The sequence below is a fragment of the Acinetobacter sp. YH12142 genome, from assembly GCF_013418435.1.
Taxonomy (GTDB): domain Bacteria; phylum Pseudomonadota; class Gammaproteobacteria; order Pseudomonadales; family Moraxellaceae; genus Acinetobacter; species Acinetobacter amyesii.
The window spans coordinates 256855-278215 of record NZ_VPCB01000002.1 but is presented as its reverse complement, the minus strand read 5'-3'; the positions used below and the strand labels follow the sequence as shown (position 1 = coordinate 278215).

23 protein-coding genes are annotated in these 21361 nt (G+C 40.5%); 19 read left to right on the top strand and 4 right to left on the bottom strand.

Going from position 1 to position 21361, the window contains the following annotated elements; all coding sequences use genetic code 11:
* From FTU77_RS03125 to pyrF, 14 genes are all read left to right on the top strand, one after another.
* Positions 1–558 carry a type II secretion system protein gene (locus FTU77_RS03125; protein WP_180054569.1) on the top strand — a complete coding sequence of 186 codons (558 nt, stop codon included), beginning with the start codon at positions 1–3 and terminating at the stop codon, positions 556–558.
* A complete protein-coding gene (gene gspI / locus FTU77_RS03120) occupies positions 548–940 on the top strand; it encodes a type II secretion system minor pseudopilin GspI (protein WP_078188947.1) in 393 nt (130 codons plus the stop codon). Before FTU77_RS03125 ends, gspI begins: the two co-directional genes overlap by 11 nt.
* A 46-nt stretch (positions 941–986) precedes the next feature.
* A complete protein-coding gene (gene gspJ / locus FTU77_RS03115) occupies positions 987–1616 on the top strand; it encodes a type II secretion system minor pseudopilin GspJ (protein ID WP_168378949.1) in 630 nt (209 codons plus the stop codon).
* A 39-nt stretch (positions 1617–1655) separates the two neighbouring features.
* Positions 1656–2603 carry a type II secretion system minor pseudopilin GspK gene (gene gspK, locus FTU77_RS03110; protein ID WP_180054568.1) on the top strand — a complete coding sequence of 316 codons (948 nt, stop codon included), beginning with the start codon at positions 1656–1658 and terminating at the stop codon, positions 2601–2603.
* Positions 2604–2733: 130 nt separating this feature from the next.
* The gene (locus FTU77_RS03105; protein WP_168378899.1) at positions 2734–3330 is read left to right on the top strand and encodes a 6-carboxytetrahydropterin synthase; all 597 of its coding nucleotides are present in this window, start codon (positions 2734–2736) and stop codon (positions 3328–3330) included.
* Positions 3331–3366: 36 nt separating this feature from the next.
* On the top strand, positions 3367–4080 hold the full coding sequence (ung, locus tag FTU77_RS03100; RefSeq protein ID WP_168378900.1) for a uracil-DNA glycosylase: 714 nt from the start codon (positions 3367–3369) through the stop codon (positions 4078–4080).
* The gene (locus FTU77_RS03095) at positions 4077–5198 is read left to right on the top strand and encodes an enoyl-CoA hydratase/isomerase family protein (RefSeq protein ID WP_180010307.1); all 1122 of its coding nucleotides are present in this window, start codon (positions 4077–4079) and stop codon (positions 5196–5198) included. The genes ung and FTU77_RS03095 overlap by 4 nt, the downstream gene beginning before the upstream one ends.
* A gap of 7 nt (positions 5199–5205) precedes the next feature.
* Positions 5206–5757, top strand: a complete 552-nt coding sequence (gene tadA, locus FTU77_RS03090) for a tRNA adenosine(34) deaminase TadA (RefSeq protein ID WP_180007334.1) — start codon at positions 5206–5208, stop codon at positions 5755–5757.
* Between the two features lie 26 nt (positions 5758–5783).
* A complete protein-coding gene (locus tag FTU77_RS03085) occupies positions 5784–6215 on the top strand; it encodes an SRPBCC family protein (protein WP_180054566.1) in 432 nt (143 codons plus the stop codon).
* A gap of 17 nt (positions 6216–6232) precedes the next feature.
* The gene (gene cmk / locus FTU77_RS03080) at positions 6233–6916 is read left to right on the top strand and encodes a (d)CMP kinase (RefSeq protein ID WP_180022534.1); all 684 of its coding nucleotides are present in this window, start codon (positions 6233–6235) and stop codon (positions 6914–6916) included.
* 107 nt (positions 6917–7023) lie between these two features.
* Positions 7024–8703 carry a 30S ribosomal protein S1 gene (gene rpsA, locus FTU77_RS03075; protein ID WP_168378903.1) on the top strand — a complete coding sequence of 560 codons (1680 nt, stop codon included), beginning with the start codon at positions 7024–7026 and terminating at the stop codon, positions 8701–8703.
* Between the two features lie 162 nt (positions 8704–8865).
* Positions 8866–9168, top strand: a complete 303-nt coding sequence (locus FTU77_RS03070; protein WP_067767464.1) for an integration host factor subunit beta — start codon at positions 8866–8868, stop codon at positions 9166–9168.
* 24 nt (positions 9169–9192) lie between these two features.
* On the top strand, positions 9193–9558 hold the full coding sequence (locus FTU77_RS03065; RefSeq protein ID WP_078188931.1) for a lipopolysaccharide assembly protein LapA domain-containing protein: 366 nt from the start codon (positions 9193–9195) through the stop codon (positions 9556–9558).
* 242 nt (positions 9559–9800) lie between these two features.
* On the top strand, positions 9801–10481 hold the full coding sequence (gene pyrF, locus FTU77_RS03060; protein ID WP_180054564.1) for an orotidine-5'-phosphate decarboxylase: 681 nt from the start codon (positions 9801–9803) through the stop codon (positions 10479–10481).
* 77 nt (positions 10482–10558) lie between these two features.
* Here pyrF and FTU77_RS03055 read toward each other — a convergent pair whose 3' ends face one another.
* The gene (locus FTU77_RS03055) at positions 10559–11467 is read right to left on the bottom strand and encodes a lysine exporter LysO family protein (RefSeq protein WP_180040244.1); all 909 of its coding nucleotides are present in this window, start codon (positions 11465–11467) and stop codon (positions 10559–10561) included.
* Positions 11468–11515: 48 nt separating this feature from the next.
* A complete protein-coding gene (locus FTU77_RS03050) occupies positions 11516–13045 on the bottom strand; it encodes an NAD(P)/FAD-dependent oxidoreductase (protein WP_180040271.1) in 1530 nt (509 codons plus the stop codon).
* A gap of 157 nt (positions 13046–13202) precedes the next feature.
* Here FTU77_RS03050 and FTU77_RS03045 point away from each other — a divergent pair, with 157 nt between their 5' ends.
* The 5 genes from FTU77_RS03045 to FTU77_RS03025 all read left to right on the top strand — a co-directional run bounded on the left by FTU77_RS03045 (position 13203) and on the right by FTU77_RS03025 (position 20255).
* On the top strand, positions 13203–14210 hold the full coding sequence (locus tag FTU77_RS03045; protein WP_111885051.1) for an AraC family transcriptional regulator: 1008 nt from the start codon (positions 13203–13205) through the stop codon (positions 14208–14210).
* Between the two features lie 84 nt (positions 14211–14294).
* Positions 14295–15446 (top strand): cell division protein ZapE, encoded by a 1152-nt coding sequence (gene zapE / locus FTU77_RS03040; protein ID WP_180054561.1) that lies wholly within the window; start codon positions 14295–14297, stop codon positions 15444–15446.
* A gap of 527 nt (positions 15447–15973) precedes the next feature.
* Positions 15974–18136 (top strand): malate synthase G, encoded by a 2163-nt coding sequence (locus FTU77_RS03035; protein WP_180054559.1) that lies wholly within the window; start codon positions 15974–15976, stop codon positions 18134–18136.
* Positions 18137–18224: 88 nt separating this feature from the next.
* Positions 18225–18701 carry a hypothetical protein gene (locus tag FTU77_RS03030; protein WP_180054557.1) on the top strand — a complete coding sequence of 159 codons (477 nt, stop codon included), beginning with the start codon at positions 18225–18227 and terminating at the stop codon, positions 18699–18701.
* A 111-nt stretch (positions 18702–18812) separates the two neighbouring features.
* The gene (locus tag FTU77_RS03025; RefSeq protein WP_180054555.1) at positions 18813–20255 is read left to right on the top strand and encodes an aldehyde dehydrogenase family protein; all 1443 of its coding nucleotides are present in this window, start codon (positions 18813–18815) and stop codon (positions 20253–20255) included.
* Between the two features lie 82 nt (positions 20256–20337).
* On the opposite strand, the gene FTU77_RS03020 is transcribed toward FTU77_RS03025, so the two are convergent.
* Both FTU77_RS03020 and FTU77_RS03015 read right to left on the bottom strand, forming a co-directional pair.
* Positions 20338–20493 carry a hypothetical protein gene (locus FTU77_RS03020; protein ID WP_180054553.1) on the bottom strand — a complete coding sequence of 52 codons (156 nt, stop codon included), beginning with the start codon at positions 20491–20493 and terminating at the stop codon, positions 20338–20340.
* A gap of 207 nt (positions 20494–20700) precedes the next feature.
* Positions 20701–21324: a hypothetical protein gene (locus FTU77_RS03015; RefSeq protein WP_180054551.1), complete on the bottom strand. Its 624-nt coding sequence runs from the start codon at positions 21322–21324 to the stop codon at positions 20701–20703.
* Positions 21325–21361: the final 37 nt, after the last annotated feature.

The following is a 21361-nucleotide window of genomic DNA, read 5'->3' as shown; positions in this document are numbered from 1 at the left end:
ATGAAAAGTGCATCACCATCATCGGTTCGTGGATTCACCCTCGTAGAATTGATGGTGGTGATTGTGATTATGGGCATTATGGCCTCATTGGTGCTTTTAAATATCGGTGGAACAGATCAACGCAAAGCCATGCAAGCACGCGAAGTGTTTGTGATGGATCTGAAACGAATTTTACGCGATGCAAATGATCAAGCTTTGATATTGGCCTTACAGCAAAACGCTGGAACGGATGTCAACACGCAAAGCTATGCGGTACAAGAATATTTACTAGAACAAAAACGTGTAGAAAATAGTATTTTAAATCAGAATAATAAATGGCAAAACTATAAAGATTTTGAAACCCGAGTATTACCTGAAAATGTCTCTTTTACGATTCAGCCTTTAGATCAGCAGTATGCAAATGCCAATAATGATGATTTGTTAAATACCAATGCACCCAAGTTGATTTGGTTGGGCAATGGTGAGGTAAAGCCTGTGCGTATACAGTTTTATTTTGAAGAACGTCCCATTGGTAATGAAATCGAAATCGATCATTTAGGGAAAGTCAATGCGGGCTAAAGGGTTTACGCTACTTGAAGTCATGGTGGCATTGGCGATTTTTGCGACTGCGGCAATGGCTTTGTCTAATGTTGCGATGCAATATACACAGTCGACAGCACACGCAATTTTAAGAAATAAAGCACAATTTGTCGCGTTGAATGAAATCGCTAAGATGGAAATCAATCGTGAATGGATGACGGGTACTGCATCTAAACAAGTCACTGAACAAGGCGAACAATGGCAAATTGACAAAAAAGCCCAAGCCACCATTAGTCCAAATGTACAACGGATTGATATCCAAGTGAGTTTGATGAATGCTGAAACAGGCGATGTTGAAGCAGGGATTAGCAGTTTGGTGTTCTTTAACTATAAGGCTCCGTTGGATGAAAATAATAACTAGAAAAAAACGTACATCTCAAGATATGCCTGTGCTTGTACAGCAAGGAATGAAGAATCAAGCAGGATTTACCTTAGTTGAGCTTTTGGTTGCGATTGCTATTTTCGCAGTGCTGTCTGCTTTGGGTTGGAAGGTTTTTGATTATGTCTCGAAAGTGAAGGAACGAAACGCAACCCATGAGGCAAGGCTTAGTCAGTTGCAAGATGCCCATCAGCAAATTCTCAGAGACACAGTACAAGCTGTGCCCTTAACTGCCAATATTAATGGAGATATTCAACCAGCGTTAGTATTGCAAAATGGCCGATTTAATTTCAGTAAGACAGGTGTCACTGATCCATTAAATCAGGGCATTGCACCTGACGAGCGAGTGGAATATCAATACAAAGCTGATGAAAAAAAATTGTATCGGCTAAAATTTAAAAATCTCAACCAAACGGGGCATGATCAGCCAGATTCGAGTGTTTTACTGGATAATATTGAACAATATAAAATCACGGTACTCAATCCAAATGAGTTAGAGAATTGGCCAGATACTGCCGCTGATTTGAATAATGAAAAAACCATACAACTGTTACCACGGGGTATCAGGATGCAGCTCACAGTTGATGGGACAAACTACGAATGGTTATTCAGTTTGTTAAATACTGATTTTTTATTGGATAAAAATAAGAATGGTTAACGGTCAGGCAGTGGAGTCATTTGAAGTTCGGAGTTGCGTATGAAACAGCAACGCGGCATCGCTTTGTTAACTATCCTGATGATGGTAGCTTTGGCAACCATAGTTGCAGCAGGCATCGCAAAACAACAAGCCAATACTTCTGAAAATACCGCTTATGTGATGCGCCAAAATCAGTCGTTGTTATATGCGAAAAGTGCCGAAGCATTTTTTGCTGAACTTTTGGTGAATGATGCCGAAAATGCAGGGCAGGTGGATCACCTCCAAGAAAATTGGGCTCAGCCTATGCCAGCCTTTCCAGTGGAAGGTGGAACTGTTGCAGGTGTGCTCCAAGATGAATCTGGCAAATTTAACCTCAATAGTTTGGTTTCAGAGGAGGGTGTGGTAAATGACAAAGCAAAGTTATGGTTTGAAAAAATATTGCAGCGTGTTGGTTTACCCGCAGAATTAAGTCAAGCTGTGATCGATTGGCAAGATGAAGATGATGAGACCTCTGGCCCGATGGGAGCTGAACTGGCGTACTATCGTAGTTTAAATAATGCGGCACTACCGCCAAATGCAAAATTTCATAGTGTGGAAGAGTTGAAATCAGTCCGTGGTTTTGAAGGTGCTCAATATAAACTGATTGCACCCTATGTGAGTAGCTTGCCCTCGCATGAAACAACGGTAAACATTAATACCGCTCCTGCATTTTTGTTGGCAACCATGGATGATCGTTTAGATGTCAATGCAGTCGAACAAGCTTTGCAACAAAAAGCTGCCAAATTTGAACATTTTGAAAATATCAATGATTTATGGGCAATGGAGCCATTTGCACAGGTGAGCACAGAAAATCGAGAAGTTTTAAACTCACAATTGGGTGTGCAGTCGAACTATTTTAAAGCGCAAATTGAAATTATTTTAAATGAAAGAAAGCGTCAATTTACCAGTGAGTTAGTGCGAAAAGATAAAGATGTATATGTGGCTTTTCGCAGTATGGCACCATTTTAGGTCTTAAATATCGCTAAATTTTCATGATGCCTTTTCCCAATTGTGCTGAACAGCAAAATTAATGCCTCTTGTTAGACTTTTGCATTATAATCTCTGAGAACCCATAGATTATTTGATTGCATTACGACATATGTTAATTCGTAAGTTATTTAAGTTTGAAAACGCGCATATCGTGCGTAATTGCACGTCAGACCGCTGCAAACGTTCCATTCATGGACACAGTTATAAAGTCGAACTATTACTCAAAGCGTCGAAACTTGACCATGGACAAATGGTTTACGATTTCGGTTTGCTCAAAGGGGTTATTAAAGACTTATTTGACAGTTTTGATCATGCGATTTGTTTTTGGCAACATGATGATGCCGAGTATATTCGTGCCTGCAAGCAGTTCAGCGCACGTTGGGTTGAACTACCCGTATCGCCTTCAGCAGAACAGTTTTCACGGATCTTCTTTTACTTGGCACAACAAGTTCTAAAATCAACAGAAACTCAAAATGGTGAGGGTGATGTTGAAGTGTATTCTGTGATCGTACATGAGACGGACACAGGCTATGCGCAAAGCTTTTTAGAAGATATCGACAACGCACAAATGGGGCTGTTGCAGTTAGATCAAATCGTCTTTTCCGAACAGGTTCAGTCGGAATGGAACGATTCCCAGATGTATGAAAAATTAAAACAGGGTCAAAAATTTTTAAACCCTGCAGTTGATTTACAAGTTAAAATTTAAGTAAATATTTGGTTTTATTAGGATTGGTTAACAGTGATGTCTTTAACAGAAGAGCAACAAGCAAAACTCGCTAAAGTGCAGCTTGATGCTAGCTGGAAATATGGCCTAAGTGAGTTTTTGCTTAGCCCCCGCATGGATGAGTTAAAAGACTTTCTGCTACAACAAATGAAACAGGATAAAGTGATTTATCCACCGAATCCGCTGATTTTTAATGCCTTAAACACGACGCCTATGGCGAATGTAAAGGTGGTGATTTTAGGCCAAGACCCGTATCATGGGCCAAATCAGGCACATGGCTTGAGTTTTTCGGTACAAAAGGGGGTTGCATTACCACCTTCTTTACGTAATATTTTCCATGAGTTAAATACCGACCTTGGGGTGCCTGTGTCAAAACATGGGGACTTAACACGCTGGGCAGAACAAGGTGTTTTGCTTTTAAATGCGGTACTGACTGTTGAGGCTGGGCAACCAACTTCACATCAAAAACGTGGCTGGGAGGATTTTACAGACCATGTGATTGATGTTTTAAATGAGCAACGTGAGCATATTGTCTTTATTTTATGGGGGGCATATGCACAGCGTAAGGGACAACGCATTGACCAAAATAAGCACTTGGTGCTAAAAGCCGCGCATCCATCTCCTTTGGCTGCAAACCGCGGTGGTTTTTTTGGTTGTAAGGTGTTCTCAAAAAGTAATAATTATCTTAAACAAAATGGCATTGAGCCAATAGACTGGCAGCTGGACGCATGACTTATTCTCCCGTTTCAAAAAATTATCACCCAGATCTGATTGTGGAAGAAGCGAAAAAGGGCTGGCGCATTGTTCGCCTGAATCGCCCAAAATCGCTTCATGCATTAGATGAATCTATCTGTACAGCATTGCTTGAAGTCTTTCAGGACTTTCAACATGATGATGCTGTTAAAGCGATTTGGTTGGATTCCACTACGCCGAAAGCATTTTGTGCAGGTGGCGATGTACGCAAATTGCGACAATTGGTGGTCAATGATGAAGTTGAAACGGCGAATAAATTCTTTGAACAAGAATATGCCCTAGATTTGCTGCTGCATAACTATGCAAAGCCGATTTTGGTTTGGGGCGAAGGTTATGTCATGGGTGGTGGTTTAGGTCTATTTATGGCCGCACCTTTCCGTTTGGTGACACCTTATTCGCGTTTAGCAATGCCTGAAATTAATATCGGTTTGTATCCAGATGTAGGTGCGACGCGTTTCCTAGCTGACCGTGGTGCTATTGGTTTGTTTACGGGATTAACAGGCTCGATTATGACCGCAGCAGGTGCTTATGGTATCGGCTGGGCAACCCACATTTGCGATGCACAGCGTGATAACGTACTTGAAACTGTCATCAATATTGATTGGGATCATTATCCAGCGGGCGATTTCCGTGCCATCGATGACACTTTAAATAGTATGCATCGTCCTGTGGGGCCGGGCCCATTACAAAATTCATTAGATGTGATTCAGAGTGTGTGCCGTGGGCACAATTTTGAACATGACTATGAATCAATTATTGGTTTAAGTGATGCGCGTAGTGATTGGTTACGTCAAGCCAGTGAAAATCTACAAAAAGGTTCACCTGCAACCGCCGCATTAACATGGTTGTTGTGGCAGTGGGGTAAGCAAGTGCATTCTTGGAATGAAGTGTTTGAACTAGAAACCCAAATTTCGGATTGGAAAATTCGTCACGCGGACTTTGTTGAAGGTGTGCGCGCCCGTCTAGTCGATAAAGACCTGTCTCCAGAATGGAAAAAAGGTACAGATCTTTCCCTCAAAGGAATTCTGGCTGATGAGCCTCCTGTAACCAATATTGACAGTTGGAATGTACTGTTAAGACAGTATGGTGTAATTTAATTAATTGATGTCTGAACCAAACTTATATAGTGATGAACACTGGATGCAGCTGGCTTTCGAGCAGGCTGCACAAGCTGCAGAATTGCAAGAAATTCCTGTAGGCGCAGTGATTGTGAGTCAAAATCAAGTCATAGGTGCAGGGTTTAATGCGCCGATTTCTCTGAAAGATCCCACCGCACATGCGGAAGTACAAGCTTTGCGTCAAGCTTGTTTAAATATCGATAATTACCGTTTACCCGATGATGCAACCTTATATGTAACATTGGAGCCATGCACAATGTGTGTGGGTGCTTTGGTTCATTCGAGAATTAAGCGTGTCGTATTTGCGACGACTGAGCCTAAAGCAGGTTCTTTGGTCAGTTCGCGTCAATTATTAAATTCAGGCTACTATAACCATATCTTTGAGTTTGAGCATGGTTGCCTGCAAGCGCAATGCTCCCAACAATTAAGTGATTTTTTTAAAATGCGTCGTGAACAAAAACGACTGATGAAGTTACAGGAAAAAGCCACTTTGACTGAACTTCATTTAAAAAATCAAGTAAACTCTACTGACAATTAATATTGTCAAATAAAATAGGGTACACCATGAAATCGATCCAAGTAAAAAAAGAATTTAATGCACCAGTCGAGCAGGTTTTTGACTTACTTTCAAAACATTCGACCTATAACGTGGCTTTTGCACCGATTCAAGTGGTGCGTGTCAAAGATTCAGCAGATCCTGAGCGTCTTGATGGTGTGGGTTCAGTGCGCCGAATGGGCTTTGGGCCAGTGAAGCCGTTACAAGAGCAAATTACCTTACTTGAGCCAAACCAACGCATTGAATATAAGATTATTAAAAACCCATTGGTGAAACATCATTTGGGTGTGATTCAATTCGAAGCGATCGATGCTGCGCGTACTTTAGTCACTTATACGATTGAATTACAGGCGCGTGCGCCATTCGTTAGTCAATTAATCCTTGCGCAACTGAAGTCAGCGATTAAAATTGGTTTTTCAAAACTTGCAAAAACCGTATAAACAAAAGTGGAAGAGCAATGACAGTTCAAATCATTACAATTGATGGCCCAAGTGGCTCAGGTAAAGGAACATTGGCAGCAAAAATTGCGGCACATTATCAGTTCCACTTACTCGATTCAGGTGCGTTATATCGTCTGTTGGGATTGTCATTGCATAAGCAAGACTTAATTGATGCATTAGACTCAAAGCTCGATGAGTGCGTAAAAATTGCAACAAATTTAGACATACAATTTGTGACAAATGAAACAGGTGTTTCAGTGCTTTTAGACGGTGAAGATGTCTCAAAAGTTATCCGTACAGAGAGAGTCGGAGAGTATGCCTCAAAAGTTGCTGCAATTCCTGTACTTAGAACTGCGCTTTTAGAACGTCAGCATGCCTTTGCCCAAGCACCTGGTTTGGTTGCAGATGGCCGTGATATGGCAACAACGATTTTTCCAAATGCCCAAGCCAAGATTTATTTAACGGCTTCTGCTCAGTCCCGTGCGGAGCGCCGTGTAAATCAGTTGCAGGCTATGGGCGTGGATGTTAAAATAAACGACATTTTAGCTAATATCGAAGCGCGTGATAAGCGAGATATGGAACGCACAGTCGCTCCACTCAAGCCTGCGCCAGATGCTTATTTCATTGATAGTTCAACTTTGAGTATTGATGAAGTATTTACGCTGATGACGAATTACATCGATCAGCAATTAGCAAACTAAAGAATTTTCAGCAGAAGCATAGCTTGATCAGTCTTATACGGACTATGTAGACGCTTAATTAAACCGGCCTTGTCTGATCCAAGACCGCTGACTTTACTAGGTATATCATGACCGAATCTTTTGCAGCCCTCTTTGAAGAAAGCGAATTAAACCTCAACGTTGAAAAGGGTGCTGTCATCCAAGGCGTTGTAGTAAATATCGACTCTGACTGGGTAACAGTTGACACTGGCCTTAAATCAGAAGGTATTGTTGACCGCGCTGAATTCTTAAATGAACAACGTGAACTTGAAGTTCAAGTTGGCGACACTGTTGACGTAGTTGTTGAAGCTCTTGACAACGGTATGGGTCAAACAGTTTTATCACGTGAAAAAGCGAAACGTGCTGAAACTTGGACTAAACTTGAAAAAATCTTTGAAGACGGCGAAATCGTTACTGGTGTTATCTCTGGTAAGGTTAAAGGCGGTTTCACTGTTGACATCGGTCCAGTTCGTGCGTTCCTTCCAGGTTCTTTAGTTGATACTCGTCCTATTCGTGATACTACTCACTTAGAAGGTAAAGAGTTAGAATTTAAAGTAATCAAACTTGATGCTAAACGTAACAACGTTGTTGTATCTCGTCGTGCTGTTATGGAAGCTGAATCTTCAGCTGACCGTGAAGCTCTTCTTGCTCAGCTTGAAGAAGGTCAAACAGTTACTGGTACTATTAAAAATCTTACTGACTACGGCGCGTTCGTTGACCTTGGCGGTATTGATGGTCTTCTTCACATCACTGACATGGCTTGGAAACGTATCAAGCACCCTTCAGAAGTTGTTGAAGTTGGTCAAGAAGTTACTGTTAAAGTACTTAAATTCGACCGCGAACGTAACCGCGTATCTTTAGGCCTTAAACAATTAGGCGAAGATCCATGGTTAGCGATCATGAACCGTTACCCTAAAGGTTCTATCGTTAAAGCTCGTGTAACTAACTTAACTGACTACGGTTGCTTCGCTGAAATCGCTGAAGGCGTTGAAGGCTTAGTACACGTTTCAGAAATGGACCACACTAACAAAAACATCCACCCATCTAAAGTTGTTCAGATCGGTGACGAAGTTGACGTTATGGTTCTTGAAGTTGATGAAGAGCGTCGTCGTATTTCTCTTGGTATCAAACAAACTCGTGCTAACCCATGGGAAGAGTTTGCTAAAGAACACGACAAAGGTGAAAAAGTTTCAGGTACGATCAAGTCAATCACTGACTTCGGTATCTTCATCGGTTTACCAGGCGGTATCGATGGTCTAGTTCACTTGTCTGACATTTCTTGGAACGAACAAGGCGAAGAAGCTATCCGTCGTTACAAGAAAGGTGACACAGTTGAAGCGGTTATCCTTTCAGTAGACGCTGAAGGCAACCGTATCAGCCTTGGCATCAAACAAATGAACAGCGATCCGTTCAACGATTTCTTAGCTGCTAACGAACGCGGTGCGCTTGTTAAAGGTACTGTAACTGCAGTTGACGCTAAAGGCGCTACTGTTAAGTTAGCTGACGAAGTTGAAGCGACTCTTAAAGCATCTGAAATCAACCGCGACCGCGTTGAAGATGCAACTAAGTTCCTTGAAGTTGGTCAAGAAGTTGAAGCTAAAATCATCAACGTAGACCGTAAATCACGTTCTATCAACTTGTCTATCAAAGCGAAAGACGAAGCTGAAGAAAAAGAAGCGGTAGCTAACTTGAACAAGACAGCTACAGCATCTTCAGACAATGGTCCTAAGACTATTGGTGATTTGATCAAAGCTCAAATGAACCACTAAGTAAGTGTTTGAATTGTATTATTAATGTAAATTAATTAATATTTTTTACACAATTACTGTAACGGTAGCGTAGTAAGTGATTATTACGCTACCGTTTTGTATTTAAACAGGTTATTATCAGGAAACTGATCCTAGGTAGCTTGATAATTAAAGAGGTCGCAGATGACTACTGAAGCACTTAATAAGTCTGACTTAATAGAGCGTATTTCTCTTAAAAACCCACACTTAGCTGAACCCTTAGTGGAAGAGGCCGTTAAGATAATGATCGATCAAATGATCGAAGCGTTATCTACAGACAACCGAATTGAAATCCGTGGTTTTGGTAGTTTTGCATTACATCACCGTGAACCACGTGTGGGTCGTAACCCAAAAACAGGTAAATCAGTAGAAGTTGCAGCAAAAGCTGTACCGCACTTTAAACCTGGTAAAGCTTTACGTGATGCGGTAAACGAATCTGCAAACTAATTCAAAACATTGTTAGGGGTGTTTATGCGTTACGTATTGGTCGTAATTTTACTGGTTCTATTTGGATACTCATTGGCTTTGGTTCTGCAAAACGGAACTGAACTTTCAGTCGATTTGTTATTTACACAAGTGCCTGCAATGCGTTTAGGGCTTTTATTGCTATTAACCTTGTCTTTAGGTTTAGTTTTAGGTCTTTTATTGGCAGTGCAAGTATTCCGAGTATTTCAAAATAACTGGGAAATTAAACGTCTACGTAAAGATATTGACCGCCTACGTAAAGAGCAAATTCAAACTGCTCAACTGGCTGCTGCTGAAGCGGCTGCACATACGCGTCATGAAAAGACAGTTTTAGATATTGATGCAAATGAGCGTCCTTCTAACCCGTTATAATTGGGTTTTTGAAGTAAATTCACTACTTTTATGAGTAGATTTAATTTTTTATATTTAACACTCTGGTGGGATCATCGGGGTGTTTTTTTATGGGGGTGAAAAATAAAATGCTTATCTCAAATAAAATAAAGAGATAGCTCAATTCAAATTAATCATTTCAAATAACATGAGTTTTATAGCTTTCTGATCAAGTTGAATCCATCTATAATGCACTAATTTTGTAAAAATGAAGGGTAAGTCTCTTGAGTATCATTGTTGCACTAGATGCTAAAAGCCAATTTGACGCGTTAAAAATGGCAGAGCAGTTAGACCCTGCATTATGCCGAGTTAAGGTTGGTAAAGAGCTGTTTACCCATGAAGGATCTTCGATTGTTAAAGCTTTACACGGTGAAGGCTTTGAAGTTTTTTTAGATCTAAAATTCCATGATATTCCCAATACTACTGCGCAAGCAGTATGTGCTGCCGCAGATATGGGAGTGTGGATGGTGAATGTTCATGCTTCAGGTGGTCGTAAAATGATGGAAACCTGTGTTGAGCGTTTAAAGGCGGGTAATTACAATACTCAGCTGATTGCAGTAACGGTATTAACCTCGATGGGCCGTGAGGATTTAGCCGATATTGGACTGGATATTGAGCCATTTGAACAAGTTAAGCGTTTAGCAAAATTAACTAAAGAGAGTGGTTTGGATGGGGTGGTGTGTTCGGCGCAAGAAGCGAAAATGCTGCGTGAAACTTTGGGTTCAGAGTTTGCATTGGTGACACCGGGTATTCGCCCTGAGGGTTCTGCTGCTGATGATCAAAAACGAATTGTGACACCTAAACAAGCCATGCTAGATGGTTCTACACATTTGGTGATTGGTCGTCCAATTACCAAATCTGAAAATCCGCGTCAAACTTTAAAAGATATTTTGGCGACACTTTAATATTTACCCTCTCTCTAACTCTCTCCCAAAGGGAGAGAGAAAGTCCTCTGCCTTTGGGCGAGGATTTAGGTGAGGGGTTAGATAGCCGCCAATATACTCACCAATATTGGTGCGAGTACAGAAAGGATAAAGCCACTGACCATTGCATGTGGAATAAAATCATTACCACAGGCTTGTTTGACCATAGGTAGGGTGACATCCATAGCTGTTGCACCCGCAGATGAAATGGCAGAGCGTGGGTAACGCCAGCCAATAATATACATAAACACAATCGCAAAAATTTCTCTGAATAAATCATTCATCAGCGCGATACTGCCTAGATGCGCATTCTTTAATTCAGTCACGACGATGCCTGTCATCGAATAGAAACCGTAGCCTTGTGACAACATAATCAAATCTTTCAAACTGATTTGTGGCAATAGATAGGCAGCAGCAAAAGCGCCCAAAAGTGAACCGACGATACAGCCGAGTGGAACAAGTAGAATTTTCCAATTTAACCAAGAACGATCGAGCGGTGAGTAGGCGAGATCAAGCCCAATCAGAAACATGAAGACTAAAAGTAGATCCCAAGTACTAATATGTGGCTGAAGACTAAAATGTGCTGCAATTTCGGCAAAAGCATAACCTAAACCTAATGCAATAAAAGCATAGCTAATATTGATGAGTGAGCTTGTCACTAACTGCATGGACACTTTGCCATGACTGGGTTTATAGCCTAAAAGCTTAAACAAAATATAGCAGCAAATAAAAGCACCCATTGAGGTCAATAGTGCAATAAGTACTGATGAAGAGAGGATTTGCAGAGGTGCTGGAATAGTGTGTAATGTTTCAGAAAATTCGATCGCAATCGCAAATAACAAAATATAAGTAAAGTACGGCAGGAGTTTAAAGGCGATTTTTTCAAGCCAAGTGGGTAGGCGACGTGCAAGAATAAAACCAAGCCCTAAACAGGTCAAGAGCTGGAAAATCAGCCAGAAAGATTGCATAAAAAATAGGCAGATAATGAATACCTGCCTATTATGACCTGTTATTGCTTAAGCTGCATGACTAGATTTTGTTTTACTTAGGAGTCGAAAATCAGCTGGATTTATTTTTCGAGTAGCGAGCCAATATTTCCATGTATAAGTTGGCCACAGTGCAAAATTTTTACCGCCATTTTGTTGATACCAGCTCACGCAGCCTGATTGCCATACCGTGCCATCAAGCATGTCTTGTACATGAGTGTTAAATTGATCTTGCACCTGATCTTTGACAGCGATGGCTTGAACATTAGATTTTGAAACCAATTGCATCATTTGTAAGATGTAATCGACTTGTGCCTCAATCATAAATACCACTGAATTATGCGCAAGTACGGTATTGGGGCCTAATAATTGGAACAGATTTGGAAAGCCTTTGGTGCAAATGCCATAAAAACTTTCTGCGCCAGCTTGCCAAACTTGTTTGAGTTCTTGAGCATTTTCACCAATACATTCAAAGGACTTGAGATAAATACGTGGGTCAGTAATAAAGCCAGTCCCATAGATTAAGCAGTCAATTTCACGGGATTTTCCATCTTTGGTAATAATGGCATTTTCAGTGATTTCTTGTATTGCATCACTGACCAATTCCACATTAGGTCTATTAAAGGTTGGAAAGTATTTATTAGAAATTAAAATGCGTTTACAACCCATGATGTAGTTTGGGGTTAGTTTCTTGGCGAGTTCAGCATCTTTGACTTGATACTTAATATACAGTTCTGCAAGTTTTTGCGCATACTTCATGGTGGTCGGCTTAACAATTGGCACGACACGTGATTCGTTGGTCCAATACAGTCGAGCACGGTGAATTTTTCGAAACCAATCATATTTTTTAAATAATGATTTTTCTAAACCATGATAACTACGTTCATCTCGTGGAATGACCCAAGCCGCTGTACGCTGAAAAACATAAAGTTGCTGTGTTTGTGGTGCAATTTCTGGAATGTATTGGATGGCACTGCCGCCTGTACCAATCGATGCGACTTTTTTGCCTGCTAATGGATATTGATGATCCCATTGAGAAGAATGGAACACTTTACCCTTAAATTTTTCAATGCCTGGAATATGTGGAATTTGTGGGACATGTAACGGGCCAGATGCAAAAATCACATATTGAGCGGTAATTTTAACGCCATCTTTGAGTTCTAAATGCCAGTCGCAGGTTGATTCATTGTATTGGCTTGAAAGCACTTCACTGTTAAAGCGACAGAATTGTTTTAAATTATATTCACGGGTGACATGTTGGATATAGTCAAATATTTCCGGCGCTTCGGCGTAACGCTTTGACCAATCTGTTTTGGGTGCAAAAGAAAGTGAATACATATGTGATTGCACATCGCAGGCAGCGCCAGGGTAGCGGTTTTCACGCCAGGTTCCACCAAAATCATTGGCTTTTTCGAGGATCAGAAAATCTTGATTGCCTTGTTGTAAAAGTCGGATCGCCATAGCAATACCACCAAAACCACCGCCGATGATGGCGATTTGCGTATGTATTTCAGAATTGGCTTTTGGGGTTTGCACTGTTTTTGTTTGCGCTTCCTGCATCATTTTTTTAATTCCAAGCGAGATTACAGGCTAAGCATACTTGAGTTCATAACCAGAACAATATGATTGAGGTGACAGAAAAATTGATCGAAACGGCAATGTTCATAATTGCAAATTTGTAGTAAAAAAGAAGAAATTTAATGTCATTTTACGATTTATGAAACGATCTATTCTAAGCCTGATGTATTTAGTACAAGGAATGCGTAAAGCAGGCGTAGATGTCGATCAACGTTTGCAAACTATTGGGCTGCGTGTCGATGCACTCGATCCAACTTCAGTGATTCATCCGAGTTTGGAGTGGGATGTACTGAAAGTCATTGGTAAAGATGTAGAACCTGAGCAAGGGTTATTTATTGGTCAGCATTATACATTGGCGGGTTATGGCCCGTTGCTGATGTTATTGGTCACCAGTGATACTTTACGCCAAGCTTTAAATCAGGGAATTCGCTTTCAACAGTTGACGCATCTAACTGGGCGTTTGAGTTTGCAAATCAGTCAGCATAAAGTGGCCTTATGTTATCAACCCCAAGATGTGTATGCACCACTGGGTGCATTATTGGCGCAGTCGGAAATTTCTGGAACGTATAAATTTATCCGTGATCTGTACAAAATGATGGGTCTATCTACACCGCAAGTTCAAATTGATTTGCCGTTTGCTGAACCCAAAGATCCTGAAAAATTAAAAATGTTTACTGATTATTATGGCTCACAAGTTCGATTTGGTGCGCCATTTGCGGCATTCTGGTTTGATGAAGATGTTTTAGATATTCGGATCCCTTCCGCAGATATTATTACTTTTCGATTATATGAGTCGAAATGTATTGCGGAGTTAGAACGTTTAAGCGCCGATGAAGATGCGCCATCATTGGTTCAACGTGTGCAAGATTATTTGGAATTACAAAGTGGTGCGATGCCAAGTATGGCAGCAACTGCTCAAGCGTTGAACTTGCCTGAAAGAACTTTGCGTCATCAACTGCAACAGTTAAATACCAGTTATAAGCAAATTCGTGAAGATATTATTAAAGATAAAGCACTCCGTATGATTGAATATAATGAATATTCAATTGAAATGATTGCAGAATTGCTCGGCTATTCAGAACCTGCGGCGTTTAATCATGCGTTTAAACGTTGGTTTGGGCATAGTCCGAGACAATATAATAAATAGCCAATGCGCTTTACTGCCAAAGTGTTATATCTTCGAGTTTATTCTTCGTTATAATTCATTTAGCCCCAAAAAGTATTTAATGATATGTCAGATTTTCAGTCACCACACAACACCGCATTTACTCCGATTTCACCGGCTGAGCGTTATGCTCAAGCCTTAGCATCTGGTCAGTTTTTACCAGATCAGGAACAGGCGCAAGCGGTGCATGAGTTGGATCGAGTTTGGCAAGAATTAATCCAACGTTTTAAGGCTTCTAAAAAAGCGTTTCGTCGTTTCCGTCGTCAAACTGCACCGAAAGGGGTGTATATGTGGGGCGGTGTAGGACGTGGTAAAACGTGGCTGATGGATCAGTTTTATGATTCTGTGCCATTTCGACGCAAAACACGTATGCATTTCCATCACTTTATGCAGTACGTACACCGTGAATTAAATAAGCTTTCAGGTCAGCGTAATCCACTCGACCTTGTTGCCGACCAAATTTATAAAGAAGCAGTCGTGATCTGCTTTGATGAATTCTTTGTATCCAATGTCACAGATGCGATGATTTTGAGTGATCTATTCCAAAAATTATTTACGCGTGGGATCACCCTTGTTGCAACATCTAACATCGCACCAGATGGTTTATATAAAAACGGGATCCACCGTGACCGTTTTATCCCAACCATCGAAATGGTAAAAAAGAACTGTGTGATTTTAAATGTAGACTCAGGCGTAGACTATCGTTTACGTGTATTGAAACAAGCGCAGTTGTTTAAGTCGCCTTTAACACATGAACATAAGTTGTGGATGGCACAGCGTTTTACAGCATTAACGCAAACCCAAACGGTTTCACAAGAGCCAATTATTATTAATCAGCGTATTGTGGAAACCATTGGTCATACCGAAGATGTACTGTGGTGCGAATATTCTGAGCTTTGCCTAAAACCACGTAGCCCAGCGGACTTTATTGAAATTGCCAATATTTATAATACGGTCTTGGTGAGTAATGTGCCGCACATGACGGATTATTTGTCTGAAGGGACACGTCGTTTTATCTACTTGGTTGATGAATTTTATGACCGTGGGGTGAAGTTGTTGCTTACTTCAGAAGATACGATTATTGAATTATATCAAGGTGAAAAATTGGCATTTGAAATTGAGCGTACACGTTCGCGCTTATTGGAAATGCAATCTGATGATTATCTACATACCTCTCACCGCCAAATCAATGCAACAGAATCTACAGCAGAAAATTAAGCGTTTTTGTTGGAATAAAAAAAGAACGTCTTAATGGCGTTCTTTTTTTTTTGATTTTTTGTTTTAGATAACATGTATAAATTAAGAAAAGCTGTGGAACGAACAATAGAAGTTAAAGCCAAGTCTCAAGATAAAAGCATCATTTAATAAGAAGCTAGGCTGAATAATAATTCATCGATAAAAGCGTTAAATTTAAACTGATTGGTTGAAGTTGTAGCATCGACATTGGCAGCATTTCATGGCTTAATCGAGTGAGTTTGTTTGAGGCTTGGGTCTATTTGTTCAGTTTTAGAACAAAATTCTGCACTTAAGTCTAATTTCGACATTTCAAAAACTTTATACACTGTAAAAAGGTATTCAGGCTGATGATGACGTCGTATTTCTGATCTTTATTATGTTGAATGATGAGGGTATTTCATTACATAGAAAATGATCATTATTTAGGAATGTGATAGTACTATTCAGCAAAGTATAAATGGGTATACTAGAATCTCTTGTTATAAAAAATAGCAATATCAGGAAAGACAATGACTGCACGTATTCAAAAAGGCAAGTTAGCGATTGCTAAAGAACTTTACGATTTCATCGAAAATGAAGCACTACCGGGTTCAGGTTTAGACAGTGAAACTTACTGGAAAAACTTTGAACAAGTCGTTGTCGATCTTAGCCCAAAGAACAAAGCACTATTGGCTAAGCGTGACGACATTCAAGCTAAAATTGATGAATGGCACCGCAACAACAAATTTGAACTCGAAGCTTACAAAGCTTTCCTTACTGAAATTGGCTACTTATTACCAGAAGTAGAAGATTTCCAAATCAGCACAGAAAATGTAGACGAAGAAATCGCATTATTGGCTGGTGCGCAATTGGTAGTACCTGTGCGTAATGCACGTTACTGCTTAAACGCTGCGAACGCACGTTGGGGTTCACTCTACGATGCTCTTTACGGTTTTGACGTGATCTCTGAAGAAGGCGGCGCGGAAAAAGGTAAGGGCTATAACCCAGCTCGTGGCGCAAAAGTTATCGAATTTGCTAAAAACTTCTTAAATGAAACTTTCCCGCTAGCTAATGGTTCGCATGCAGATGCAACTAAATATGCAGTAGAAGGCAAAAAGTTAGTTGTAAGCCTAAAAGATGGCTCAACTGCAACTTTAGCGAAAGAAGCTCAGTTTGTTGGTTTTAATGGTGACGAAGCTGCGCCAACTGAAATCGTACTTTTAAACAATGGTTTGCATGTAATCATTGAAATTGATGCGACGAGCCCAATTGGTTCAACTGATGCTGCGGGCGTTAAAGACTTAGTTCTTGAAGCTGCAGTAACCACAATTCAAGACTTAGAAGACTCAATTGCAGCAGTTGATGCTGAAGAGAAAGTTGAAGGCTACCGTAACTGGTTAGGCTTAATGAAAGGTACACTTTCTGAGTCAATCGAGAAAAATGGTAAGATCATCACGCGTACATTAAATAAAGATCGTACGCACAAAAACTTAATCGGTGGTGAAACTACGCTTCACGGTCGTTCATTGATGTTGCTTCGTAACGTGGGTCATTTGATGACAAACCCTGCGATCCTTGTAGATGGTGCTGAAATCTACGAAGGCATCATGGATGCATTGATCACACCGTTATTGACGTTTGCAGATATTAAAGGCGAAAACGAAAACAAGAACTCTCGTAAAGGTTCTATGTATATCGTTAAGCCAAAAATGCACGGTCCAGAAGAAGTTGCATTTGCAGTTGAATTATTTGAGCGTGCTGAACAAGCGCTTGGTCTACCTGCGAAGACTTTGAAAATCGGTATCATGGACGAAGAACGTCGTACTTCTGTGAACTTGAAAAACTGTATCGCGCAAGCGAAAGATCGTACGATCTTTATTAATACAGGTTTCATGGACCGTACGGGTGATGAAATCCATACTTTCATGGAAGCAGGTCCATTCGTTCGTAAAGGCGAAGTGAAGTCTCAAATCTGGTTCCCTGCATATGAAAACCGTAACGTGATGATCGGTCTACAAGCAGGCTTACGTGGTAAAGCGCAAATCGGTAAAGGCATGTGGCCAAAACCAGATATGTTGCTTGATATGTATAAAACGAAAATTGAGCATCCAGAAGCTGGCGCAAGCTGTGCATGGGTTCCGTCTCCATCTGGTGCTGTTATTCACGCGATCCATTACCATCAGTGCAATGTTTCTGAGCGTCAAAAAGAGTTGTTGAATACTCAACCGCTATCTTTAGATGACTTGTTAACACCGCCTTTAGCGACAGATACAAACTGGTCTGAAGAAGAGAAAACCAAAGAACTCGAAAATAACCTTCAAGGTATCTTGGGTTATGTGGTTCGTTGGGTTGATTTGGGTGTAGGTTGTTCAAAAGTTCTAGACATCAACAACGTTGGTTTGATGGAAGACCGTGCAACTTTACGTATTTCTTCTCAACACGTTGCGAACTGGTTACGTCACGGTATCGTAACTGCTGAGCAAGTTGAAGAAGTATTTAAGCGCATGGCGAAAGTTGTAGATGAGCAAAATGCCAACGATCCACTCTACACGCCAATGGCACCAAGCTTTGATGGCTATGCATACAAAGCTGCATATGACCTAGTATTCAAAGGTGGCGAGCAGCCTTCTGGTTATACAGAGCCGCTTCTTCATGCTTACCGTTTAAAATTAAAAGGTTATACAGGTGACTAATCTGTAAATCAAAAAAAGCCTCTTCGGAGGCTTTTTTTATTACTTTAGAAAGTTAGAATGTCGACATAAAAAATGAAAAGGAAAATCCATGTATTTATGGAATGTAAATCGGTTGGTGGATGATATAAGACTGAATAAAGTCTCTGAAACCCATTATAAAAACTACTATATTGCCAGTTCAATATTGATTTTCTTTAGCTACTTAGCACTGACCTTAACCCCAGAATCCAAACCTACAGAAGCTTGGGCTTCGTTTGTTTTACAAGTTGGTCTGCTGATTAGCTGGGTGAATGCCATATTTAAAGCCAATGGCGGCGAGCAAGGCCGAGATTTTTTAAAGCGCTTTATCGCATTGTATCTACCCGTGACCATTCAGAGTTTAGTTCTCTTTATTGCCATCGGCATTGTCATCGAAGCGCTACTACCCATGTTGACCGTAAACATGGAGGAGGCTGCACTTGAGCAACTCACCACAGTTAAAGACCTGAGTTTTGAAGTTTTGGTTAGCTGTTATATTTATTGGCGAATCTATAAAGCGATGCAGCAGATTAATCATCCTATTTAAGTTGTAGCGTTGTACAATAAATTATGGATAAAGTTTCTTCCTGTTTTTCTCATAGCTTTTCGATGCTGAAGCCTTTACATTGGAATGAATGATAAAAATGGGATGGAAACGATGTCAGCATATACCGCATTAGATTTGCAATATATTGGTGGACAGTGGCGAGCAGGGACTTCAACGCGTCACATCAAGAATATCAATCCCTTTAGCCAAGCAGAAATTTTTGAATTGCAGGCTGCAAGCAGTGTCGATGTAGACAGTGCTTATAGTGCTGCAGAAGCTGCCTTTAAATCAGAAATAACCAAGTCCATTGAAGTACGTCAGCAAGTCATCACTAAATTAACTCATACCATTCAGCAACGAAGAGAAGAAATTATTCAATGGCTGATTGATGAATCTGGTAGTACACGTTTAAAAGCCAATATTGAAGTTGATGCAGCGGTTGGCATTATCCAAGAATCGCTGAGTTTTCCTAAAAAAATGCAAACCGTGGAGCTAGAGAGTAAAGACCCGAGCCGAAAAAGTTTTGTACTGCGCAAACCTTTGGGTGTCATTGCGGTGATTAGCCCGTGGAATTTTCCATTTCATTTATCGATGCGTTCTGTGGTGACTGCGATTGCCTGCGGTAATAGTGTGGTGTTGAAGCCTGCAAGTGACACGCCAGTCACAGGTGGTACATTACTCGGCAAATTATTTGAAGAAGCAGGTTTGCCGCATGGCGTATTGAATGTTGTTGCAGGCAGCGGCAGTGAAATTGGGGATTATTTTGTAGAACATTCTGTACCTAAAATGATTTCTTTTACTGGCTCTACAGAAGTCGGTAAGCAAGTTGGCGTGAAAGCTTTGGCAAGTTCACGAATTAAGCGGCTTGCACTAGAGTTGGGTGGTAATGCGCCATTGGTAATTTTGGATGATGCAGATTTAGATTTAGCTGTTGAATTGACTGTAATGGGGCGGTTTTTGCATCAAGGTCAAATCTGTATGAGTACGAACCGCGTCATTGTGGATGAATCTATACATGATGCTTATGTGGATAAGCTTATTCAGCGAGTAAAAACAATTGTCGTCGGTGATCCAAATGCTACTGAAACCCTCATAGGGCCTATCATCAACAAGGCGCAGGTTGATAAATTAAAAACCATTATTCAAAATGCTATTCAGCAAGATGCAATTTTAGCCTATGCAGGCGGCATTGAAGGTCAATTGGTTGCACCGCATATTTTTACCCATGTGGATGCACACGCTGATATTGCATTGGAAGAAAGCTTTGGGCCAATCTTGCCGATTTTAAAAGCGCGAGATGAAGCACATGCACTAGAATTGGCGAATTCAACCCGATTTGGTTTATCGAGTGCGGTATGTACGTCAAACTTAGCGCGCGGCGGAGAGTTTGCTGCCAAACTCGATATAGGCATGACGCATATCAATGGCATCAGTGTGGCGGATCATTCTAATGCACCCTTTGGTGGTGAACGTAATTCAGGCCTTGGCCGTTTTAATGGTGAGTGGATATTTGAGGAATTTACCCGCACCCATTGGCAGACTTTCCCCGCTTAAAATACACAAAATGAAGTCTATTTTATCTTGTGCAATAGACTTCACAACAGGTTCTGTTGCGCAGGAGCAGGACCTCTCTAGTTTATTTCCATGAAATATCAGGAAGTATATAGTCCCAAAAACGACTCCAACGTGTTTTGTAATACAGAAAAGCGCCAATATCCTGACTTGAACAATTATCCTGATAGTGCATTTGCTGATTCATCAACAGCATGGGCTTACGTTGCAAAGCCGTCATATACAGCTTGACCTGAACCTTATAATTGTAGATTGAATAATTAGAAGAAATAGTCTCGGTTTTCATTTTTTGGATATGGTGAATATAGACATCAAACTTCAAGCTATTTTTGTAATCCGTTGCCTCATGAATTGTTCGATCTTCGATTGGAATAAGCGGATTGTTATCACTAAACGCTAAATATGCGTTATGTTTTTGGTTTCCTTGTTAATCATTAAACTGAAGAGCTGAATTTGCAGTAGTGAAATAGGGGAGCGCATCTTGAGGGTTGATTTTAAACGTGCCAGTACAAGAAGTCCTGACACGGCCTTCATCTGAGTTTACCGTAAACCAGCCAAATTGATCTTCTAATTCTGTCGTATGGGCTTCATCTACGTCAGGAAGAATCACGCCAAACTGATCTCTTTGTCTTTGCTGATTTTGCATCAAGCGATAACTATTTTGAGCACGTTTTGCAAAACGGATTTCAGGAAACATCTCTGGAGATGTAATTTTAAAATCAGAGACATTGATTACTTCACCATCAGGCAAGATGACCAATGAAAATTGTTGTTCTTGGGTATTGGGAAGATTTTTGACCGTAACCCAATGATGTGTACTGATCATTTGCTGATTGCGAAAATGCTTATATTGAATGCGGTATTTGCCTGCAGGGATCTCGATTTCATTGATCAGGCTTTGTTTAAATGGATATTCATTGAGATAGAGCGCGTCGAGACTAAAAGGTAGAAATGAAACGGTATGTACAGAAACTTTTGCGGCATGTGCGGTTGAATATAGGCTTGAAATTAGAATTAAAACGATAAAGCGACTTCGGTCTAGATTTTTCATTTATTATAAAGATTGAATTTTTGCGGATTATGGCAAA